Origin of the sequence: Nocardioides luteus (assembly GCF_015752315.1) — a bacterium.
Classification (GTDB): domain Bacteria; phylum Actinomycetota; class Actinomycetes; order Propionibacteriales; family Nocardioidaceae; genus Nocardioides.
On record NZ_JADOVJ010000001.1, the window covers coordinates 5,609,821 to 5,626,653 of the forward strand.

General features: G+C 68.5%; 16 protein-coding genes. 10 read left to right on the forward strand and 6 right to left on the reverse strand.

Features of this window, described 5'->3' with window-relative positions:
* Nucleotide 1: 1 nt before the first annotated feature.
* Nucleotides 2-2,434, forward strand: a complete 2,433-nt coding sequence (locus tag HD557_RS26860) for a CHAT domain-containing protein (protein ID WP_196876117.1) — start codon at nucleotides 2-4, stop codon at nucleotides 2,432-2,434.
* A gap of 210 nt (nucleotides 2,435-2,644) precedes the next feature.
* Here the strand turns inward: HD557_RS26860 and HD557_RS26865 are convergent, their stop codons facing one another.
* The 4 genes from HD557_RS26865 to HD557_RS26880 form a co-directional block, all read right to left on the reverse strand.
* Nucleotides 2,645-3,370: a DUF5317 family protein gene (locus HD557_RS26865; protein WP_196876569.1), complete on the reverse strand. Its 726-nt coding sequence runs from the start codon at nucleotides 3,368-3,370 to the stop codon at nucleotides 2,645-2,647.
* Nucleotides 3,371-3,704: 334 nt separating this feature from the next.
* On the reverse strand, nucleotides 3,705-5,762 hold the full coding sequence (locus HD557_RS26870) for an acyltransferase family protein (RefSeq protein ID WP_196876118.1): 2,058 nt from the start codon (nucleotides 5,760-5,762) through the stop codon (nucleotides 3,705-3,707).
* Between the two features lie 102 nt (nucleotides 5,763-5,864).
* On the reverse strand, nucleotides 5,865-6,902 hold the full coding sequence (locus HD557_RS26875) for an LLM class flavin-dependent oxidoreductase (protein ID WP_196876120.1): 1,038 nt from the start codon (nucleotides 6,900-6,902) through the stop codon (nucleotides 5,865-5,867).
* A gap of 14 nt (nucleotides 6,903-6,916) precedes the next feature.
* Complete coding sequence (locus HD557_RS26880) at nucleotides 6,917-7,711, reverse strand: deoxyribonuclease IV (RefSeq protein ID WP_196876122.1); 795 nt, start codon at nucleotides 7,709-7,711, stop codon at nucleotides 6,917-6,919.
* Nucleotides 7,712-7,782: 71 nt separating this feature from the next.
* On the opposite strand from HD557_RS26880, the gene HD557_RS26885 reads away from it, so the two are divergent.
* The 7 genes from HD557_RS26885 (at nucleotide 7,783) to rplI (ending at nucleotide 13,363) form a co-directional block, all read left to right on the forward strand.
* Nucleotides 7,783-8,103 (forward strand): metal-sensitive transcriptional regulator, encoded by a 321-nt coding sequence (locus HD557_RS26885; RefSeq protein WP_008355454.1) that lies wholly within the window; start codon nucleotides 7,783-7,785, stop codon nucleotides 8,101-8,103.
* Between the two features lie 34 nt (nucleotides 8,104-8,137).
* Nucleotides 8,138-8,341 carry a heavy-metal-associated domain-containing protein gene (locus HD557_RS26890; RefSeq protein WP_008355452.1) on the forward strand — a complete coding sequence of 68 codons (204 nt, stop codon included), beginning with the start codon at nucleotides 8,138-8,140 and terminating at the stop codon, nucleotides 8,339-8,341.
* Between the two features lie 5 nt (nucleotides 8,342-8,346).
* Complete coding sequence (locus tag HD557_RS26895) at nucleotides 8,347-11,508, forward strand: heavy metal translocating P-type ATPase (protein WP_196876123.1); 3,162 nt, start codon at nucleotides 8,347-8,349, stop codon at nucleotides 11,506-11,508.
* Nucleotides 11,509-11,611: 103 nt separating this feature from the next.
* The gene (gene rpsF / locus HD557_RS26900) at nucleotides 11,612-11,899 is read left to right on the forward strand and encodes a 30S ribosomal protein S6 (protein WP_008355448.1); all 288 of its coding nucleotides are present in this window, start codon (nucleotides 11,612-11,614) and stop codon (nucleotides 11,897-11,899) included.
* A 104-nt stretch (nucleotides 11,900-12,003) separates the two neighbouring features.
* The gene (locus HD557_RS26905; protein ID WP_196876124.1) at nucleotides 12,004-12,591 is read left to right on the forward strand and encodes a single-stranded DNA-binding protein; all 588 of its coding nucleotides are present in this window, start codon (nucleotides 12,004-12,006) and stop codon (nucleotides 12,589-12,591) included.
* 71 nt (nucleotides 12,592-12,662) lie between these two features.
* A complete protein-coding gene (gene rpsR / locus HD557_RS26910) occupies nucleotides 12,663-12,899 on the forward strand; it encodes a 30S ribosomal protein S18 (protein WP_008355445.1) in 237 nt (78 codons plus the stop codon).
* An 11-nt stretch (nucleotides 12,900-12,910) separates the two neighbouring features.
* Nucleotides 12,911-13,363, forward strand: coding sequence for a 50S ribosomal protein L9 (gene rplI, locus HD557_RS26915; protein WP_045550262.1), 453 nt, complete (start codon nucleotides 12,911-12,913; stop codon nucleotides 13,361-13,363).
* Nucleotides 13,364-13,434: 71 nt separating this feature from the next.
* On the opposite strand, the gene HD557_RS26920 is transcribed toward rplI, so the two are convergent.
* A complete protein-coding gene (locus HD557_RS26920) occupies nucleotides 13,435-14,010 on the reverse strand; it encodes a DinB family protein (RefSeq protein WP_196876126.1) in 576 nt (191 codons plus the stop codon).
* A gap of 148 nt (nucleotides 14,011-14,158) precedes the next feature.
* Here HD557_RS26920 and HD557_RS26925 point away from each other — a divergent pair, with 148 nt between their 5' ends.
* Both HD557_RS26925 and HD557_RS26930 read left to right on the forward strand, forming a co-directional pair.
* Nucleotides 14,159-14,485 (forward strand): helix-turn-helix domain-containing protein, encoded by a 327-nt coding sequence (locus HD557_RS26925; protein WP_196876127.1) that lies wholly within the window; start codon nucleotides 14,159-14,161, stop codon nucleotides 14,483-14,485.
* Between the two features lie 115 nt (nucleotides 14,486-14,600).
* Entirely contained in the window at nucleotides 14,601-15,272 is a 672-nt protein-coding gene (locus HD557_RS26930; RefSeq protein ID WP_196876129.1) for a hypothetical protein, read from the forward strand.
* Nucleotides 15,273-15,299: 27 nt separating this feature from the next.
* Here HD557_RS26930 and HD557_RS26935 read toward each other — a convergent pair whose 3' ends face one another.
* The gene (locus HD557_RS26935) at nucleotides 15,300-16,655 is read right to left on the reverse strand and encodes an MATE family efflux transporter (protein WP_196876130.1); all 1,356 of its coding nucleotides are present in this window, start codon (nucleotides 16,653-16,655) and stop codon (nucleotides 15,300-15,302) included.
* Nucleotides 16,656-16,833: the final 178 nt, after the last annotated feature.

Genomic DNA, 16,833 nt, shown 5'->3' on the forward strand with positions numbered 1-16,833 from the left:
GATGGATAGCGCCGCCGAACTCCATGAGCGTGGGCTGACCGCGCTCAACAAGCGACGCTACGACCAAGCGGAGAAGACCCTGGCGCTGGCAGCGATGGAAGCCGAAAAATCGGGCGACCAGCTGCGTCGTGCCCGCATTGCGACGACGCAGGCATACCTTGTCTACGAGACGGGCGACCCCGATGGCGCGTTGAGTCGTATCACCGAGTTGCTCGGCGAGCGATGGCTCACTGAGGAAGCCGAAGGCGTCATCCATTGCCAACACGCGATGTTGCTTCTTCGGCGGGGCCACACGGCGGATGCGCTGGCGGCGTTTGACCGTGGGATCGGGCGACTGAATGGTCCGGTGGACCTTGCCACGGCGCTGGTTAACCGCGGCGGGGTCTACCTGGCGCAACTTCGCCCGAGGGAGGCTGCCCAAGACTTCGAACAGGCGCTTGGCTTATGGCCTGAGGGGCATGAGGATCAGCGTGCGATGACCCTTCATAACCTGGGCTACGCCCAGTACGTCGCCGGCGACCTGATCGCGGCACTGGGGTCGATGGATCAAGCTGCTCCGCGAATGAGGGAAATGTCGCCAGCAATGGCCGCGACAGTCGATCAAGATCGTGCCGAGGTGCTTGTCGCGGCCGGCCTTCGGGTTCAGGGACAGCAGTCGTTGAGCGCGGCAGCGGCGGCCTTCGGCGAGCTCGGCCTCACACAGCGCCAGGCGGAGGCGGAGCTCGCTCTGGCTTCCCACTTGACGGTGACAGATCCTGACGAAGCGGATCGCGTGGCTCGCTCGGCGTTGGATGGGTTTGAGGAGGTACGAGCGTCGGGGCTGGCCTTGCGGGCGCGAGCCGTCGCGTTCGAGGCGGCGGTAACAGCGGGCGCGAATCCGAGCGACGACGGTGAGGCGCTGGCCGGCCCGCTAGAGGAACAGGGCTTGAGCTGGCCTGCTCTCCGAGTGCGCATAAAGGCGCGGCTTGCGCGCATTCGATCGGCGGAGAGCGCCGGTCTACCGACAAGACCGGCGAGTGGGAGGGTCATCGGACCGGTTCCGCCGGAGGCGCCCATCGACATCCGTCTCTTGGAGCGAGAGCTCCGAGCGGAGTTGGCGGTGGCCGCAGGCCGTGCGTTAGCCGGACTGCGTGAGCTACGTGCGGGACTGGACGACTTCCATCTGTGGCAGAGCTCGTTCGGAAGCCTTGATCTGCAGACCAACGTTGCCGGGCACGGACGGATCCTTGCCCGGCGAGGGTTGGAGCTGGCAGTCGACTCTGGCGAGGCAGACGTGCTCTTCGAATGGTCGGAGCGTGCGCGGATGCTGGCGTCCCGCGTCCAGTCGGTACGCCCGCCGTCGGATCCGGCGCTGGCCGAGATGCTGACTGAGCTGCGCGGCGGGGTAGGTCCTGAGCGGGAAACGCAGCTCAGGCAAGAGATTCGCGAGCGTGCCTGGCAGGTCAAGGGCTCGGGTCAGGTGGCCGATCCAATTTTGTTGGGTGACCTGCAAGAACGCCTCGATAAGTCTGCGCTTGTCGCGTATGTGGTTGCAGGGGAGCGCGTCGTAGCTCTCGTCGTGACGGCCGATTCCGTGAATCGGGTCGACCTCGGTGACAGCGGCACGCTCCGGTCAACCTTGGGCGGTCTTCTACCTGACTTGGACGTCGCGGCGACGGACCTGCCGGGGCCACTTGGTGCTGCGGTGCGCGGTGATCTTGTGGACCGCCTGGCACAGCTTTCGAAGATCCTGGTCGTCCCCCTTCTCGACTACATCGGTGACAGACCAATCGTCCTCACTCCGTCGGCGATCTTGGCGCCCGTGCCTTGGACCTTGCTGACGGGACTCGTCGGCAGGTCAGTCACGGTGGCACAGAGCGCCACCACTTGGTTGGCCCGCAGCGCCACGCCTATTCGCCTGGACTCGGCTGGATTCGTTGCCGGTCCCCGCGTGATGAGGGCTTCGGACGAAGTTGCGGCAGGCGCTGCCTCGTGGCCCGGCGCCCGGTGCCTAACCGGTGACGAAGCGTCGGCTGAGGCGGTGGCCAGCCTCGCTCAAGAGGTCGACGTACTGCACATTGCGGCCCATGGGCGTCATTCGGCCGAGAACCCCCTCTTCTCGGGAGTCGAGCTCGCCGACGGCGCTTGGCACGGCTACGACATCGATCTTCTTGCTACAGTCCCCGACGTGGTCCTGCTGTCGGCCTGCGAGGTCGGGCGGTCGAATGTCCGGTGGGGCGAAGAGTTGATCGGGCTCGTCGGTGCCTGGCTCCACGCCGGCACGCGAGTGGTTATCGCCTCGCCGGCTGTCGTGGCGGACGAGGTCGCGCACAAGGTCTTCCTGGACCTCCATGCTGGGCTCGCCAAGGGTTTGGCCCCTGCGGAGGCGCTCGCTGGTGCCATTCGCCCGGCGGACACCGACTCCGCTCCGGCGCCGTTCGTCTGCTTCTCGTAGGACCGGGCATCGACGCAGATGGGTGAGAACCCGAAAGTCCTCACCCATCGAACCGCGTCTAATTGGGGACATTGTGCGGCGCCGCGAATGCGTAGATCGCCAGCGCGGTCGTTACAGCTGTCGTGGCCGCGAGGTAGGCGCGGGACTTCATACCGTTCATCGACATCGGTGTTCCTCCTCTCGTGGGGTAGAGGTTGAGGACTGGCGCGGCTACGCCGATGGTTGGACGGAGCCGTTCGGCTGGGTGGCGTTGTCAGAAAGGCCCTGCGTGCTGGGGCGGTAACAGGCGACGACCAGCAGCACTAGGCCAGGAATCAGAAGTAGGTCGCCGACACTGAGGACCTTCATCAGCACAGGGATGGGGATGAGGTCGGAGAGCGGGATCCAGAGACGTGAGACGTCGTCCAGGCGGATGTATCCGGGGTCGTCGGTCGCCAGCTCAGTGCTGGAGTAGCCGGCGGCGCGTGCGCCCGAAACGCTGTACGGCATCGCACCGAGGACGGCGATCGGCAGCGAATTGGATGCAGTTCCGAGCGGGATGAGCGACAGCGCCCACCGGCCTGAGCGACGAGACCAGAGCGAGCGATTCAGCCAGCAGAAGGCGATCGCGATGACCACAACCAGGACCGCATAGACCCGACGCTCAACGCTCTCTTTGACCTGATCTGGCCATAACCCCTCGACGTGCATGAACTGCAGCGCGGCGACGAGAGCGATCAGCCACTTCCCGCGCAGGCTCGTCAGAGAGGTCGCGACGTTCGGGCGGGCGACGATGATGAGGCCGATGACCGCGGAAGCACCATCAGCGTGAGCATTCCTGGGCCCGGCATGCGAAGGAGCGTAGTGGCGCCGTATCGCGTCCGTAAGGGGAACGAGGCAACTCGTTCCGGGCCGTACGGCGTGCTGAGCCGGCTCGATGGAAGTCCGAAAGAAAATACTGAAGACCGTGTATCAAGCGGTTCGCCGCGTACTCCTTGGGGCTGTCCGGACCGAGATTCGGGGGAATTCGGTTCGGACGCTGGCGCCGCCGCCTTGGGGGAGGCAGGCGGTTTCGGGGCCGCAGCGCGGGTTGGGCACTAGGGGGATGCCCAACCCGCGTGCGGCTTGGGGGTCTCGACAAGCTCGACCACCGACGCTGAGGCGGCCGGAAACGCGGACGTGGGCCGGGCGGGGCGGTGAGGGGACATGACTGCCCCGCCCGGCAACCTTCAATTCTTCCGCTCCGACACCGCCAGGGCAATGGTCGGCGAGCGCAGAACTGATATGTGTTCTAGGCGGAACGGTCCAGGCGGCCGAGGCGCTTGCCGAGGGCCGGGGTGACCCGGTCGACCCAGGTCGCGGTGATGTGGGAGTCGTCGTAGTAGGTGACGACGTCGCCGACGACGAGCGGGCAGCGCTCGGTGCAGACCAGGTCGACGATGTCGACGTACGCGGCCTCGGTGCCCTCGAGCGCCTCCTGGGTCACCTCGTTGGAGTCGACCTCGGTGCCGTCGGCCTTCACGACGCAGTCCTCGAGGAGGTTGCGGGCGTCGGAGAGGCACTCGCCGGGGTCGTTGTCGACGGCGGGGACGTCGGCGAAGACGCGTACGTCGGGAGTGATCTTCTCGAAGGACCTGACGCCGTCGCGTACGCCCTCACGCCACTGCTCCTCGGTCGAGACGCCGTCGCGTTCCTCCATGTCGAGCATGCCGCGGGCGCCGACGACGATCGTGTCGGGGTTGAGCTCGGCGATCTGCTCGTTGGTCCATTTGCGGAAGTCCTCGCACTCCTCGACGGTCATCTTCGAGGACTTCTGCTTGACCCCGTACGCAGCACAACCGAGCTTCACGAACGGGATCAGCTTCACGTGCTGACGCTCGGCGAGGGTGTCGAGCGCGGGGAGCCACATCCCGATGTGGGAATCGCCGACGACGGCCACGGTGCGCTCGGCCTTGCCGTCGCCGTAGACACAGTCGCCGTCGAGCTCGGTCTCGCCGTAGCCCGCGTAGCAGTAGCCGCCGCGCTCGGCCCACGAGTCGCTCGCGTCGAACTTGGCCTCGGGCGGCAGCGGCGCACCCTCCTCCGCGGCCTCGATCGTCGTCTTCAGCACGCCGGTCACCGGTTTGTCGTCGGTCTCGAGGACGTCGGGGTTCTCCTTGAACCACTCCTCGGCGTTGGCCTTGGCGACGTCGACCTGATAGCCGGCGTACGCCTGGGAGCTCGTGCCGGCGACCAGGGCGAGGGCAGCGGCGGCGGGCCAGAGGGCGAGCGCGCGCCGGCCCTTGGTGAGGTGAGGGATCCGGTGACGCTGGAAGGGCATCTCGATCCAGTGGTAGCTCGCCGCGGAGGCGGCCAGGATGAGCGCCAGCATGATCAGCAGCTGACGGACACCGCCGCCCGGGATCACGTCGGGAGCGAGGATCAGGATCGGCCAGTGCCACAGGTAGAGGCTGAACGAGATGTCGCCCAGGTAGCGCAGCGGCTGCTGGGAGAGCAGCCAGCCGGTCGGGGTGGCAGGGCCGGCGACCAGGAGCGCGGCCGTCGCGAGCACCGGGACCAGGGCGTGCCAGCCCGGGAAGTGGGTCGCCTCGCTGAAGCTGGCGGTGGCGTGGACGAGGGTGCCGACGCCGGCGACCCCGAGCGCCGTCGCGGCGATACGCCCGGTCCGGGTCGCGCTGGTCGCGACCTGCAGACGACCCGCGACGCAGGCCAGCAGGGCGCCGGCGGCGAGCTCGAACGCCCTGGCCGGCGTGGAGAAGTAGGCCGTGGTCGGGTCGGCAGCGGTCGCGTGCAGCGACCAGGCGAGGCTGACCACCGCGACGAGCGCGGCGAGCGCGGTGACCGCGCGGCGGCGGTGGTGCTTCGGGATCCAGAGCGCGACGGCGAGCACCAGCAGCGGCCAGACGACGTAGAACTGCTCCTCGACCGAGAGCGACCAGTAGTGCTGGAACGGCGAGGGCGCGGCGTTGTTGAAGTAGTCGACGGCCTCCTTGGCGAAGTGCACGTTGGCCAGGAAGACCGCCGCCCAGCCCGCGTCGCCGGCGATCTGGTCGGTGCGCGTCTGGGGCAGGACGATGGCGCTGTAGGTGAGTACGACCAGCATCGTCGCGGTCGCCGCCGGGAGGATCCGGCGGGCGCGGCGGGCGTAGAACTGGCTGATGCTGACCGTGCCGCTGCGGTCGGTCTCACGCAGCAGCAGAGTGGTGATCAGGAACCCGGAGAGGACGAAGAAGACGTCGACTCCGACGAACCCACCTTCGAACCCCGAGAGTCCCGCGTGTCCTGCGATCACCAGACCGACAGCGACGGCACGGAGACCTTGAACATCGGCGCGCCAGTTCGAGCTCATTTAAAAAAGCCTATGTCAATGGCCCTGATGGGTCATAGCCGACGGTCCCACTGGGTGGTCCTTCTCGCCGATTCTTCAGAAACCTCTCAGTGAGCTCTTGTCTCAGCGGCCGCGTGCGCCCGGCGACCAGCCGAGCATCGGTCCGAGCCTCGTCGCCATGTCGGTGAGGATCTGCACGTAGTCCTCGTGGGCGAACGTGAACGGCAGCGCGAAGGCCACCTCGTCGACCGCCTGGAAGCCCGCATGGTTGCCGAGCTGCTCGGCCAGCTGCTCGCTGCTTCCGACCAGGTCAGGGGCGAAAAAGGCGCGCTTGTGCGGACCCAGCTGCTGAGGCTCGCGAGTGCGGGGCAGCCGGGCGGCGGCGTACGCCTCGTACTTCTGCTTCTGCTCCGGCGTCGCCGAGTCGGTCGGGATGACGACGAGACCCTGGGAGACGCGGGCGGCCTCGCCCGCGGGATGCAGCGACCGGAAGAGGTCGATCTGCGCGCGCTGGATCTGGGCAAAATCTTCGCCCTCGGCATCGATCACGCTCGAAGTGAGGAGGTTGAGGCCGTGCTCGGCGGCCCAGGTGACGCTGCGGGTGGAGCCGCCGCCGTACCAGACCCGCTCGCGCAGACCCGGCGACTGCGGCTGGATGCTCCGGGAGAACGTCTCGATCCCGCGGGTGCCCTCGAACGTCGAGACCGGCTTGCCCTCGAGGTTGTGGAGGAGCCGCTCGACGCGGGTGTAGGTGAAGTCCTCGACGTCGTGGGTGTCGGGGTAGAGATGGTCCTTGAGCGCGTCGTAGTTCATCGGCGGTCCGACGCTGACGCCCGGGTTGATCCGGCCGCCGCTGCCGCGGTCGGAGAGCACGTCGACCGTGCCGAGGTCCTCGGCGAGGCGGAACGGGTTCTCCAGCCCGAGCGGCGTGACCGCGGTGCCGAGCTCGATCCGCGAGGTGCGCTGGGTGGCCGCGGCCATCACCGCGATCGGTGACGAGATCCCGTATTGCAGGTGGCGGTGGCGCAGCCAGGCCGAGTCGAAGCCGAGCTCCTCGCCCAGCTCGATGATCTGCAGGGTCTCCTCGTGACCGGCGGCCGGTGCGGCGGGGTCGAAGAGCCCGATCGTGAGGAAGCCGAGCCTGCGGAGCGGTCGCGTCATGTCTGCCGTGGGCCTCAGAGCCGCTCGCGGAGCCAGGCGAAGTCGCTGGTGTGCTCCGCGGCGCCGCCCGGGGTCTCGCAGATGACCGGAGCGCCGGCGTCGCGGACCACGCCCGCGAGCAGGTCGGGGTCGATGCGTCCGGCGCCGAAGTTGGCATGGCGGTCGGCTCCGGAGTCGAACTCGTCGCGGGAGTCGTTGCAGTGGACCAGGTCGATGCGGCCGGTGATCTTGCGGACGTCCTCGACCAACGTCTCGAGCGGATTTCCACCGGCGTGGGCGTGGCAGGTGTCGAGGCAGAAGCCCACGTTCTCCGCGCCCTCGGCGGTGGAGATCGCCTCCCAGACGCCGGCGATCCGGTCGAGGTAGCGCGCCATCGCGTTGTCGCCGCCGGCCGTGTTCTCGATCAGGAGCGGGACCTTGATGTCGGTGGCCTCGATCGCCTTGCGCCAGTTGTCGAAGCCCTTCGCCGGGTCGTCGTCCTTGTTGACGTGACCGCCGTGGACGATCAGGCCCTTGGCGCCGACCTCGGCCGCGGTGTCCATGTGCTGCTGGAGGAGCTTGCGGCTCGGGATCCGGATCCGGTTGTTCGTCGTGGCGACGTTGATGATGTAGGGCGCGTGGACGTAGAGATCGACACCGGCCTCCTCCGCGCGGGCCTTGAGCGCTGCGGCACCCTCGGCGTACGTCACGACCGGGCCCTTGTAGGACTGCGGGTCGCCGAGGAAGAACTGCACCAGGCTCGCCCCGCGCGCGGTCGCCTCGGCGACGGGGTCGGTCTGGTCTACGTGGGCACCGATCGCAACAGCCATGGCTCCAGTCTAGGGCCCGGCACCGACATTGCGGGGTTGACTTCATACCATACGGGGGTATGGTAGGCGCCATGGACGAGCACACCGGGCCCGAAGGCCACGCGGATCACGGATACCTCCACAACAAGAACAAAGAGGCGTATCTCAAGCGCCTCAAGCGCATCGAAGGTCAGGTGCGCGGGCTCCAGCGGATGGTCGAGGACGAGGCCTACTGCATCGACATCCTCACCCAGGTCTCCGCCTCCACCAAGGCGCTCCAGGCGGTCGCTCTCGGGCTGCTCGACGAGCACCTCGGTCACTGCGTCGCCGGCGCGGTCCAGAACGGTGGCGCCGAGGCCGACGAGAAGCTCGCCGAGGCCTCTGCTGCCATCGCGCGCCTCGTCCGGTCCTGATTGTCAACAATCCAACAACCCTAGGAAGAGTCTCATGAGCACCCAGAACTTCACCGTCGTCGGCATGACCTGTGGCCACTGCGTCGCCTCCGTCACCGAGGAGGTCACCGAGATCGCCGGTGTGAGCAACGTCGACGTCGACCTGGCCTCCGGCAACGTCACCGTCACCGCCGCCGAGCCGATCTCTGACGACGCCATCCGCGCGGCCGTCGAAGAGGCCGGCTACTCGCTGGCCTGATCACGATGAGCCCCACCGCCGCCACCCCCACGGAGCAGCAGCTCGAGATCGAGGGCATGACCTGCGCGAGCTGCGTGCGCCGCGTCACCAAGGCCATCAGTCGTGTCGAGGGTGTCGAGGACGCCAACGTCAACCTCGCCACCGAGACCGCCCTGGTGCACTTCGATCCCACCCGCACCGACCTCGCCGAGATCAGCGCCGCCATCGAGAAGGCGGGCTATCAGGCGATCCTGCGATCGTCGACTGTTGACAATCCGCAGGAGCCTCACGTAGCTGAGGATGATCGGGACGTACGCCGCGAGACAGAGCTCGTCCAGCTCAAGCGGCGGTGGATCACGGCCCTGGCGGTGGGGCTCGGCCTGATGGCCCTGATGTACGTCCCGCTCCCCGTCGACGCGATGGAGCCGGTCATGTCGATCGTGCTCGTGGTCGCTGCGATCACCCAGTGGTGGGCGGGCCGGGAGATCTACCTCGCGGCGGCGCGCGGCCTGCGCCACGGCTCCGTCGACATGAACACCCTGGTCACGCTCGGCACCGGCATCGCCTTCGCCTACAGCGCCTTCGTGACCCTGTGGATGGGGCAGGCCGAGGCGTGGGGCCTGCCGCTCCACCTCTACTTCGAGACCGCCCTGGTCATCGTCGCGCTGGTGCTGATGGGCCGCTGGCTGGAGGCCCGGGCCAAGTCGCGTACGGCCGATGCGGTCAAGGCCCTCGTCGGTCTGATGCCGGAGACGGCCACGGTCGTCCGCAACGGCCGTGACGTCACCGTCCCGGTCGCGAACCTGAAGGTCGGCGACCGGATCCGGGTGCGCGCCGGGGAGAAGATCCCGGTCGACGGCCGCATCGTCGCCGGGGCGTCGTACGTCGACGAGTCCATGCTCACCGGCGAGAGCGACCCCGTGCGGAAGGCCGAGGGCGACATCGTCATCGGCGCGACCATCAACCAGACCGGCTCGTTCGAGATCGAGGCGACCGCGGTCGGCTCCGAGACCACGCTGGCGCAGATCATCGCGATGGTCGAGTCCGCGCAGGGCTCCGGCACCAAGCTGCAGCGTTTGGCCGACCGGGTCTCCGAGGTGTTCGTGCCCGCCGTCCTGGTCGTGGCCGCACTGACCTTCGTGGGCTGGCTCGTCCTCGGGCCTGACGCCGAGCGACTCACCAGCGCCGTCACCGCGGCCATCGCGGTCCTCATCATCGCCTGCCCCTGTGCCCTCGGCCTGGCCACCCCGGCCGCCGTCATGGTCGGCGCCGGGCGCGCCGCCGAGCTCGGTGTGCTGGTCGGGTCGGGCGAGACCCTCGAGCGCGCCCGCTCCGTGACCGCCATCGTCTTCGACAAGACCGGCACCATCACCCACGGCAAGCCCGAGGTCTCCGACATCACCGTGGCCGCCGACTGGGCCCCGGATGCGCTCGTCCGCATCGCCGCGGCCGCCGAGACCGGCAGCGACCACCCGCTGGCCACGGCGCTCCGAGCCCGCGCGGAAGCGTCCGGAGACGCCGCCGACGCGCAGGTCTCGGCGTTCGAGGCCCACCCCGGACGCGGGATCAGCGCCGTCGTCGACGGGCGCCGGGTCGTCGTCGGCAACTCGGCGATGCTGGCCGACGAGGGCATCGACGCCGCCGACAACGGCTCGGTCCTGGTCGCGGTCGACGGGACGTACGCCGGGTCGATCCGCGTCGAGGACCAGGTCCGAGACGAGGCCCGGGAGACGGTCCGCCTGCTCGAGGAGTCGGGCGTCGAGGTGCACATCCTCAGCGGCGACGCGGCATCGACGGTGGCGAAGGTGGCCGACGAGGTCGGCGTACGCCATGCCGCCGGCGGCCTCCTGCCCGAGGAGAAGCTCGCCCGGATCCACCAGCTCCAGGCCGACGGCAAGGTCGTCGCGATGGTCGGCGACGGGATCAACGACGCCCCGGCGCTGGCCCAGGCCGACGTCGGGATCGCGATCGGCACCGGGACCGACGTCGCGCTCGCCGCCTCCGACATCACCCTGGTCGGCGGCGACCTCCGCGGCGTGGTGACCGCACTGGCGCTCTCCCGCCGCACCGTCGCGACGATCAAGCAGGGCCTGTTCTGGGCGTTCGCCTACAACGTGCTCCTCATCCCCGTCGCCGCTCTCGCCCTGCTCGACCCGGTCCTCGCCGGCGCTGCGATGGCGATGAGCTCGGTCAGCGTGGTCACGAACGCGCTGCGCCTGCGCGGCTTCCGCCGACCCGAGACCCCCGAGGCGTACGCCGGTCGCGGCCTCCTCACCAAGGCCCGCGACGGTGGATATCTGCTGGTCACGGCCGTGATCGCGCTCTCGATCGGGGCTGCGCTGACCTACCTGTCGCGCACCGAGCCCGCGCAGCGGGGCATGAACGGCATCCTGGAGTGGGCGCAGGGGATGAGCCCGATGCGGCCGTCGATGACGGAGATGCACGAGGTCGACATCGCCCCCGTCGCCTCCGACGAGTCGGGCATCGACGTGGCGATCACCCGGCGCGAGGGCGGGCTCCGGTTCCTGGTGACGGACGCCGCGACCGGTGAGCCGGTGACCGACCTCGGCCGCACCCACCAGGCCTGGATGCACGTGATCGTGACCAGTGAGGATCTCTCCTGGTTCCGTCACCTGCACGCCGAGCCGACCGGCCGCCCGGGCGAGCTCGAGACCGACGTGACCTTCCCCGCGGGAGGCACCTACCGGGTCGACACCGAGTTCCGCCGCCGGGCCGACATGGCCGATGTCCTCGACCGCCAGCAGCTCACGATCGACGGTACGCAGCCTCCGGCCGTCCCGCTCGAGGCGAGCCCGCGATCGTCGACTGTCGACAACCTCACCGTCACCCTCGAAGGCTCGCTGGTCGCGGATCAGCAGAGCGACCTGCACTTCCGCTTCGAGGACGGCGACGGCAGGATTGTCGACGATCTACAGCCCTACCTCGGCGCCGCCGGCCATGTCGTGGTCATGAGCGCGGACGGCGAGACGTTCGTGCACGGTCACGCCGAAGGTGCCGAGCTGGCGGTCCCCGGGGCCACCTTCGGTCCCGAGCTCGGGCTGCACCTGGACGTACCGGAGGCCGGGCTCTACCGCCTGTGGGCCCAGTTCCGGCTCGGGGACGGCGAGGTGATCACGGTGCCGTTCACGGTCGAGGCCGTGGATTCGGCCGCGGGTTCCGCTGGTTGATACGCTGACGCGTCCCTCTCCACAGACGGAGATGGGACATCGCATCAGCCCTCCTGCCATGGAGAGACCATGGCCGCCGAGTCCGTAGGAGGTGGAGAACGCTATGCGCGCCTATGAAGTAATGGTGATCCTCGAGCCCAGCCTCGATGAGCGCACCGTCGCCCCGACCCTTGACAAGTTCCTGAAGGTCGTCACCAACGATGGTGGCACCGTCGAGAACGTTGACGTCTGGGGACGTCGTCGCCTGGCCTACGAGGTCAACAAGAACGCCGAGGGCATCTACGCCGTCGTCAACCTGACCGCCGAGCCCAAGACCGTTCTGGAGCTCGACCGCCAGCTTGGCCTCAACGAGCAGATCCTGCGTACGAAGGTCATCCGCCCGTCCAAGTGACGCGGATGTCACCGTCGGAAATGTCGGTGCTGGGCCCTATGTTTGGGCTCTAAGTACAACTCCTGACCGACACCGACACCCAGATCAGACTCAAGGGAGATCTCATGGCAGGCGACACCGTCATCACCGTGATCGGCAACCTCACCGACGACCCGGAGCTTCGCTTCACTCCGTCGGGTGCAGCCGTTGCCAACTTCACGATCGCTTCGACGCCCAGCAGCTTCAACCGGCAGACCAACGCGTGGGAGGACGGGGAGACCCTCTTCCTGCGCTGCTCGATCTGGCGTCAGGCTGCTGAGAACGTCGCCGAGTCCCTGCAGCGCGGCATGCGTGTCGTCGCTCAGGGCCGCCTGAAGTCGAGGTCCTACGAGACGCGTGAGGGCGAGAAGCGCACTGTCTTCGAGCTCGAGTGCGACGAGATCGGTCCTTCGCTCCGCTACGCGACCGCCAAGGTCACCAAGGCCAGCCGCCAGTCCGGCGGCCAGGGTGGCGGCGGCGGTTACAACCAGGGCGGTGGCTACAACCAGGGCGGCGGCTACGGCGGCCCCCAGGGTGGTGGCCAGCAGGCCCCGGCCGGCAACGACCCGTGGGCCTCGCCGGCTCCGCAGCAGCCCGCCAACGCGGGCGGCGGCGCGCCGGCCAACGACCCGTGGGCGACCCCGGGCGTGGGCAACGACGAGCCTCCCTTCTGATCAACAGATCCACATTCCGAATCCCTCAACCATTCCGGCGCATGCCGGGCTTCTAGAAAGGAAGCACCACAATGGCCAAGGCAGTGATTCGCAAGCCTAAGAAGAAGGTTTGCCAGTTCTGCAAGGAGAAGGCGACCGGTGTCGACTACAAGGACGCCACCCTCCTCCGTAAGTTCATCTCCGACCGCGGCAAGATCCGCGCCCGCCGCGTGACCGGCAACTGCGTCCAGCACCAGCGCGACGTGGCCATCGCCGTCAAGAACGCGCGCGAGGTCGCTCTGCTGCCCTACACCTCCACCGGTCGCTGAGGAGGATCGACATGGCTACCAAGATCATCCTTCAGCAGGAGGTCACCGGGCTCGGTTCCGCCGGTGACGTCGTCGAGGTCAAGGACGGCTACGCCCGCAACTACCTGATCCCGCGTGGCGACGCCATCCGCTGGACCCGCGGCGCCGAGTCGCAGGTCGAGTCGATCAAGGCTGCGCGTTCGGCTCGCTCCGTGCGCGACGAGGCTCACGCCGCCGAGATCAAGGGCAAGCTCGAGGCCAACACGGTCAACGTGAAGGTCCGCGCCGGCAAGGACGGCCGCCTCTACGGCGCCATCACCGCCGCCGACATCGCCGCCGCGGTCACCGAGACCACCGGCGAGTCGATCGACAAGCGCACCATCGCGCTGGGCAACCCGATCAAGTCGCTCGGTTCCCACGAGGTCTCCGTCAAGCTCCACGACGAGGTGTCCGCCAAGCTGGCCCTCAACGTGGTCCCCGCTTGATCTAGGGATTCACACAGGCCCGCCTCCTTCGGGAGGCGGGCCTGTTCGTTTTCACCGAGAACCGGCGGGTTTCAGAACCTGTTGGCGATCTCGGTCAGCTTGGCGACGTACGCCGGCCAGTCGTACTCCGAGGGGATGTTGTCACCGGGCTTGCGCCAGCCGACCGCTCCGTCGACCTCCTCGCGGAGGATGTCGGCCTGGCCACAGTGGCCGGCGAGATCGGCGAAGAGGTGCACCAGCATCTGGTGGAGGGTGACCTCCTCGCCGCCCCAGTGCGGCACGTGGCCGACGGCGTCGATCGGCAGCGCGTCGATCGTCTCGTTCCCGTGAGCGATGACCCGGCGGTAGCGATCGATGATCCCTGCGACCGTCTCGTCCTCGGTGGCGTACCAGTCCGCCTGCGGGTCGACCTCGAAGTCCTCGTCCGCGATCAGTTCCTCGGGGTGCGGATACGGGCGACCGAACGTCGACCCCAGGTAGACGGCCTCGACCCCGGTGACGTGCTTGATGATGCCGAGGAGGTTGGTCCCGGTCGGCGTACGCGGCAACCGCGCCTCTCGCTCCGGCAGGTCCTCGACCTTGGAGATCAGCGCCTCGCGGCGTGCGTCGAGGTAGCTCTTGAGGGTGCTCTTCGGATCAGCGGCCATGTGCTGACCTTCGCGCCAAGCGGGATCCGGCGCAACCGAGTATGTGGGACCGGTTGTCTCGAAACCTCATCGAAACATCGGGCGGATCTATAACCTGTTCTCTTGCGGATCGCCGGGGATCCGCTGGCGGCCATTCGGGAGGTCCCCCATGTTGACCGATGACAACCGCGCCGTGCTGGGAAAGCTCGAGGGGATCAAGCCGCACTCCAGGTGGATTCTCGGCGAGACGCTCGAGGTCATGCTGCACAACGGCGTCGACCGGCCGGCGGATGTGGCGGTGCGGATGCAGCTGCCGCCGTCGACGGCCGCCTACCGGGTACGTCTCCTGCGCGAGCTCCTCGGGCCGGACCTGCACGACCCGGCTCTCAGGCTGGCGATGATGCGGGCGTTGCGGTCGGCGCTGCCGCGCTGGCGGGCGGAGGCGGCGTACGCGAAGCGGCGCCGGACGAAAGGTAACCGGGACACATGTTGTTGATATGAACGAAATAGTGCGGGTCCCTGGTCCGGACCAGCCCGTCCGTGCCGAGCCGCTCCTAGCGTGATCGTCGGCCGAGACCACTCGGCCGACCCCACCACCAGAGGAGCGTGTCATGTCGAACATGTCCAAGCTGGCCAGATTCACCGTCGTACCGGTCGCAGCCGTCGCCGCGATCGGCCTCGCCTCCCCGGCAGCCTTCGCCGCCTCGAGCTACAACCTGAGCGCCGGATCCGCAGCCGCCGGGTCGAGCGTCGCCTTCGGAGCGCAGGGGAGCGGTATCACGTTCACCGACGTCACCGCCGGCGCCACGGTCACCTGCAGCGGCAGCTCGATCTCGGGCACCGCGACCCCGGGTGCTGCCATCAGCGGCACCGGGATCGCCGCGCTCGACGGTTCCAGCGTCTCCTTCACCGACTGCACCGGCCCTGCGGGGATCGACTTCACGGTCACCGGATCGGGCACGTGGTCACTCGATGCCACCGGTGACACCGATGCGAACGGCTCCACCGCCGGCAACATCAGCGGGATCTCGGCCAGGGTCAGCGGCTCGGGCTGCTCGTTCGACGCGACCGGCTCGGTGGCCGGTGCCTACACGAACGGCGCCTCCTCGGGCACGCTCACCCTCCCCGGCAGCGAGCCCACCCTGACGCTGTCCAACGTGTCCGGCTTCCTGTGCGGTGTCGCCGGCATCGCCAACGGCGACCAGGTCTCCTTCGCGGCGACCTACACCGTGAACGCGACCGACGCGGCCAACAACCCGATCCAGGTCACCAGCAACCCCTGATGTCAGCACTGGCTGGTCACCGTCGGCTCAGACGCCGGTGACCAGCCAGTGGTCGCTGCGCGCACGGAGCGTCAGCACCACGAAGCGGGCGCCCATGAAGCCGATCGCGAAGGTGATCCACACCCACACCAGCCCACCGCCCAGGATGACGGCCAGGGCGACCAGCGGGACATAGGCGACCAGGGTCCAGATGCCGCCCCAGGCCAGGTAGCGCCCGTCGCCGGCGCCGATCAGCACCCCGTCGAGCACGAAGACCACGCCGGCCAGCGGCTGCGCGATCGCCGCCACGATGACCACCGGCACCAACAGCTCCCGCACCGCCCGGTCCTCGGTGAAGAGTGCGCCGAGGAAGGGCGAGAGAGCAGCCAGCAGTACGCCGACAGCAACCCCGATCACGACGCCCCACCACACCATCCGGGCCGTGATGGCCCGGGTCTCCCGGGTGTCGCCGGCCCCCAGCGACCGACCGGTCAGCGCCTGGGCGGCGATCGCGATCGCGTCGAGCACGAACGCCAGGAACGTCCACAGGGTGAAGGCGATCTGGTGGGTCGCCAGCCCGACGGCCTGGTCGCCGACGGTGAGATGGGTGACGGCGTACGTCGTGACCAGGAGCGCCACCCGCAGCGTCAGCGTGCGCACGACGAGGGCCACACCGGCCCGCGCGGCGGCTCGGATCCCGGGCGCGTCCGGTCGCAGCGGCACCGACTCGGCGCGGGCGGCGCGCACCACGACGTAGGTCAGCATCCCGGCCGCCAGCACCTGTGCGATCACCGACCCGATCGCCGAGCCCGCGATCCCCAGACCGGCGCCGTAGACGAGGCCGAGGTTGAGCACGATGTTGAGTACGTTGGCGACCACTGCCGCGACCAGCGGTGTCCTGGTGTCCTGGAGCCCGCGGAGGACGCCGGTCGCTGCGAGCATCATCAGCAGCGGCGTCACACCGAGGACGGCGATCCGGAGGTAGGTCGTCGCCGGGCCGACCACGTCGTCGCCCGCGCCGATCGCCCGGCTGAGGGGCTCGGCCAGCACCATCACCGGGACGGTCACGACGACCCCGATGATCACCGCGAGCCAGATCCCGTCGATCCCCTGCCGGAGGGCACCGGCGGTGTCGCCGGCGCCGATCCGGCGGGCGACCGATGCTGTCGTGCCGTACGCGAGGAAGACGCAGAGACCGACGATCGTCTGGAGCACGACCCCCGCGACACCGAGGCCGGCGAGCTCGCGGGTGCCGAGGTGGCCCACGATCGCGGAGTCCGCCAGCAGGAAGAGTGGCTCCGCGACGAGTGCCAAGAACGCCGGGATCGCGAGCCGCCAGATCTCCTTGTCGAGGCCTCGGCGGTCGGTCTTCGAGTAGCTCTTCGCATCCGCCGGGGTCGTCACGGTCTCAAGGTTAAACACCGCCGGCGCGAAGCGTTGTTCAGGGCAGGTGGAAAACCTGTGGAAAACGTCGTTGCGGCGCTATGTCGACAAAACGCCTGAGGTGGAACGACGATCCTGGGGGTAAATCAGGATGCGTTGCGTACTTTCTTCCGTCCACAGGACGTGAACTACGAAGTCG